Raw genomic sequence first — 4,941 nt, 5'->3', positions numbered from 1 at the left:
GCGCTATCCGCGCCCACTGTTCGTCCCGAAGGATCAGACGATCCAAAACACCCATGACTGCCTCCAAAAGACAGTCTTGAATCTGATTTGCTCAGCCTTGGAAACCCAAGAGTCCACACCTCCTAGCCCACCCCGAAGCTACCAGGGCACCCATCAGTTCGGCTGGACGATCAAAAAGCGTGGCCAAAGGCTTTTGTTCGCCTGCTTGAGTTGTCAGCTTAATAGACGCGTGGGCGAACTGAGCCTGACTGGCATACTTTGAAATAAGCTCTTCCATCTCGACGGCCGGATCGGTATCCGTGTCCGGTGGAAGTGGCTCTATGCAATCATAAGCATCGCCATCAGCGGATTCGATCCAATCGAGTACAACCGCCTGTTCCTTATCAGAAAAAACGCGATACATCGGCCCTTCAAATTGCATAAGCGCGATCAAGTTACTGTCACGGGGATGCTTGGGGTCGACCAACCCCTCCGTAAGAAGTAGGTTCAAAAGTTCTTCCGGTTTGTCAAATAAGCTGTTCAGTGGCTTTCCGCCTAAGGATACGCCACCATGCACTTGTTTTGCAAAGGGAGCCTTTTTGCGAACAAGCGCAAGCATCTGATCTCGATAAAATCCAGCCAGATCAGGAACACAGCTTGGCTCCTTTGGAGTGCCTATGTTGAGCTTCTTCTTATCGATAATGAGCCGTCGCATGAAGGTATCGGTGCCAAGGAATCCTACCGTTGCCCAAGTAACGTAGCCATTCCAAATACGCTTCCAGTTTCGCTGAACTTCGTCATCTCCGCCCTCCAGCCGTTGCTCGGCCAGAAACGCCTTGATTGCTTCGATCGCCAGCGCGCCGTGACCTTCGCTGATGTTATCGATTGCCACATGCAGTTGGTAAAAGAGCGGATCTATGCCGCGGCCGCGAAGCATCCGAACAGAAGGCGTGAGTGTTGGTGTGGCCTCCCATTCCAGGTAGAGCGTCATGCCGAGGAGTTCAGGAAAAAACTCTTGCGGAAATAAACCGACACATTGTTGAAAAACGCCCGTTCGCCATGCCCCAGGTACAAAAGGGTAGTCAATGAATTCACGGGAATTCACCGACGGGAGATAGACGCCTTTGCTTCTCAGTAGGTTGTCGTACACGTTAGCGTGGTTTTGCTCAACCTCCCCATTGCCGGCCTCATCGGCCCAAATGTCAAAAAGCTTTGACATGACTTCGTCCGATGGACGAGCAGTCATAATATTCTGTAGCCAAACCCCATCGAGGAAATTAAAGGGCGCCTTCTGAATCAAATTATCGATGACGACTTTATTTGATGCCTTTCCAACCGGATATTCCTTCCCAGCATAGGTGACAGTCGACTGATCGTAGAAGTGGCTAGTATACATCGTATTCTCAACAAAAGAGTCATATATAAACTTCATCCGTTCATGGAGACGTTCTTCAGTGTAATCAAATTCAGCGTAGGTCGGGTCCGCCGCATAGTTAGCATTAGCGAGGTAGGCACGCGCGTACTGACGCGCGGTTTCGCGAAATTCCGGAAAATTTTCGATGTTGAGAAGTTTATGAAATGCTTCGCGCTCTTCGTCGGTTGTTGGTAGCGGCGGAGCGACAGCTTCGTCGGCACGGAGCACCGCGGTGGTATCCTCTAAAGGACATCCAGCTTCGATCCACTGGCCAATGACCAAACCATCGCCGCCAGTGTATTGCCCATGGGGCGTGTAGACTTCAAAAATTGAGTTACCAATGCGCTTTCATTCGGCTTTCCAGGCAAGACAAGCGTTGTGTCTCCAGCTAGGGCCTGCATAAAGCTCAGTGTTGATGCATTCGCAAGGTCAAACCACCACGCGACGGGGTGGCCTGCAAGCTGCCGGAATTCGTGGCTCTCCACGTTCACTCCGATACCGCGCCAGCGGTCCAGTACATCAACCATACTCGCTGCAATTCCTGCCATGGCTGCCCCTCGTCTGGATTTTTTGGTTGATAAGTGATGTGATAGTAAAACCGAAAGTAGCAATATGCAATATTAAAGATATTTACCTTGGCGGCAGTGATTGATTACTTCGGCCCGCCTCGCCAGGCGGTATTTAGATCCCGCCACTGCTGCGGTAGCGAGAAGGCGATAAGAGGTAACCCGGTGGTCACTTCCTTGACGCCCTACCACATTCGATCACCTGCCTGCGATTAGCCCCCAAGTGCATTTAGAGCACAGGACACGGACACTTCTTGCCAAGAGGACACGTTGCACGAAGCGTTCAGCCGCTGTGCTGCAGGTTCATCTGCGGGTGCCGACGCATGCACAGCAGTCGGTGAAGCTCTCACCTTCGCCGATCAGACGAAGGAGGAACCATGGTCAAAACGAAAAAGACTGCGACAGCGAAACGCAGGCGCCCGCGAAGCAAAGCTCGGGAAGAGCCAGTCTACTATGCGATCGCGATCGAAGATTGGGAATGGAGCTATTCGTTCAGCGCAAATCACATGAAGGACCGCCACGAGCTCTATAACGAGTACCGGCATTTGCACCTGATGGGGAAGCTTCTTCGACCATCGAAGATAAAGGTGGATACGGTGCGCCTCACGTTTCTGCCTAACGACACATACAACCGCGACCAGTGGGACCGGCAGGTCAGGGCTTATGTGGGGACCCTGAACCTTTATCGCGGTCACATGGACGGGCTATTTTCGCTCCCGTCTGATGCACTGCCGCATCTTCTGACGATGCTGACGGCGGACAAGATCAAGTTCGCCGTGCTGCATGGCGCGAAGCTTCGCTACGGCCATGCCGACATGGCGGGTTTCCGCCTGGAGATGAACATCGATGATGACGACCTGCCGCCGGAGGGCTGACAGCAGAGCATCGTTAGATGCGATACTTCCGGACATCATCTGGGAAGTTGAGCGGCTTGTAAGCGGTCGAGTTGTTGATCTGTGGCAAGACCGAATGTCCTCTGGTTCCATACTACTTTTGGGCGTCTATTCGATATCCATTAGTTGTGTATATTAAAAATACATCTCTACTTCTGCGGAATATAATCTGAATGCGTGTGGTGAGCAAAAGTTGCATGTTCCGACACCGATAGCTGGCATCATAAATCCAAAGTTTGATCGGGATTAAAGCGGGTTGGGCACCGGACTGATTGTAGTGGTAAGAGATGGGAAGCATTTCTCTAACTCTTCAGCAGAACCGAGGGTTGGACCAACCCTCGTTAATTCTACCCATTGAAAGGCACTCTAAACATCGCTGGTTGCAAGTATGGCAGTGCGGCGAGAGGAACTGCGATGAGCAAGAGGGAGTCCAGTATTTTAGCGTTGCTGTGGCTTGTAACCGTTCGGCTTGCGACAGTTATTCTTGCCATTTTGCTTCCTGGTTGCGGAGGCTTCGAGTCATATAAGTACAGCGGTAGCAACGATGATATTTTATTTATCGTGAATACCGCACCGCCATTTACAGCAGCACGTTACACTCAGGTGACCCCGCTCAATCTGCCGCACATCCCTCCTGGAAGTCCCGCCGGAAATCAGCGGCCTCTGCCAAAGGGTCTTACGCCAGAAATCGTCGTCCCTCCCTTCCATCTGGAACCTCTAGTCAAGCCGAAAGCGGCTGATGGGCAGGTCGAAGTCGCAGACCTAACGAAGACTCCCTACAAGGCTGCGGGCCGACTAGATTTTAATTTCCCAAGTGACGCACCTGGGTGGGGCCACCTGTGTACGGGCCAATTCATTGGGTCTGCTGGCGTCATACTCACAGCTGCCCATTGTGTATGGGATCAACCGACAAGGGCTTGGGGAACGAATTTTCAATTTCTGCTTAGATACGACCATGGACCGGTCGCGCAGACTTTCGATTGGCAGTGTGCCGCGATTGTATCTGGTTGGCCGAATGGTTCCTACGCGTATGATTTTGCTTTCATTAAAGTGCGCGGTGTCCCCGAGCAGGGGATCGGTATGGAGATTAATGTCGGCGCAACGCATGTCGACGCAATGGGTTATCCGTCGAACTATGAATCGAACGAAAGGCTTTATCACGTTTCCGGATACAAGGATGGAGGCAATCCCGCCCGCATGCCCAATCCTCTGTCACATGGCGCAAGTGGCGGGGCTTGGGTGTCGGACAACTTGACCGCGGTCAGCGTGAACTCATTCAAATATACCGATGATGAAAGCAGGATGTATGGTCCGGCGCTCTCGAAAACAACTTTGCACACATATGAATTTGTAGCCCGGGGATGTCGAGATCAGGTCTCCGGACTTGGTTCCTCCACGTCGATTGACCAATCGGGCGTTGATAGCAGCAAGGCAGACACTGTCGTAACCTTATCGAATCGGGACCTTTCCTCCGGAGCCCGCTTGGAGACAGCAGCATCCGACTCGTGCGGTTGCGATGGGGCTGGGGAGACACTGTTGGTCAACGACACTGAGGACCGGCAGCTCATCGGGGTTCAGGAGATTACAAGCAACAGTGCAATCGCTAAAAGCGAACTCGGATCGACCTACCTTGTCTTGCAATCGAAGGAGCGGAAGTCACTTGGTTGCAATCGGAGGAATGACGCCCAGGGAAATATGTGCTCCGTCGACTATAGTTATCGTGTCGCCTCAACCAGGGCCGTTTCGGTCGATAATCCCAGTATGCCGAAGGCGGTGCCGGGGATCTCGATCGCAAGTGCTCTGGCTATACAGGACGTGAATTCTTGTGTCATGGCTTGTTCCAACCATGACAACGCAAAGTGCCTAGACCTGGGGCCTGGCGGGATTGCAGCACTTGGTCCATTGGGCGAGTTCGTCGAGACCGTAGATGGTGCTTCCGGTGCTCCGGAAGGCGTGCTGATTGTAAGCGCACAATTCCCCGCACCTATTCACTGAACAGCGAATGAAAGATTCTGTGTCCACAACGGAGACTGTGGACATAATGACATTGGATATCTTGAAGGGCTCAGGGGGGCTTCGGGCTGTGAAG

Annotated in this window: 4 protein-coding genes; 2 read left to right on the top strand and 2 right to left on the bottom strand. The window is 52.5% G+C overall.

Annotated features, from left to right (window positions below):
* Nucleotides 1-91 precede the first annotated feature (91 nt).
* A complete protein-coding gene (locus tag HGP12_RS33650) occupies nt 92-1,621 on the bottom strand; it encodes an iron-containing redox enzyme family protein (protein WP_168880241.1) in 1,530 nt (509 codons plus the stop codon).
* A 14-nt stretch (nt 1,622-1,635) separates the two neighbouring features.
* Nucleotides 1,636-1,941, bottom strand: a complete 306-nt coding sequence (locus HGP12_RS33645; RefSeq protein WP_168880240.1) for a hypothetical protein — start codon at nt 1,939-1,941, stop codon at nt 1,636-1,638.
* 395 nt (nt 1,942-2,336) lie between these two features.
* On the opposite strand from HGP12_RS33645, the gene HGP12_RS33640 reads away from it, so the two are divergent.
* Both HGP12_RS33640 and HGP12_RS33635 read left to right on the top strand, forming a co-directional pair.
* Nucleotides 2,337-2,834 (top strand): hypothetical protein, encoded by a 498-nt coding sequence (locus tag HGP12_RS33640; protein WP_168880239.1) that lies wholly within the window; start codon nt 2,337-2,339, stop codon nt 2,832-2,834.
* Between the two features lie 432 nt (nt 2,835-3,266).
* A complete protein-coding gene (locus HGP12_RS33635; protein WP_168880238.1) occupies nt 3,267-4,847 on the top strand; it encodes a trypsin-like serine peptidase in 1,581 nt (526 codons plus the stop codon).
* Nucleotides 4,848-4,941 lie beyond the last annotated feature (94 nt).

It is taken from the genome of Rhizobium sp. P28RR-XV, from assembly GCF_012641385.1.
In the GTDB taxonomy this organism is placed as follows: Bacteria; Pseudomonadota; Alphaproteobacteria; order Rhizobiales; family Rhizobiaceae; genus Rhizobium.
The sequence above is the reverse complement of the archived record's forward strand: the minus strand, read 5'-3'. Positions and strand labels throughout refer to the sequence as shown.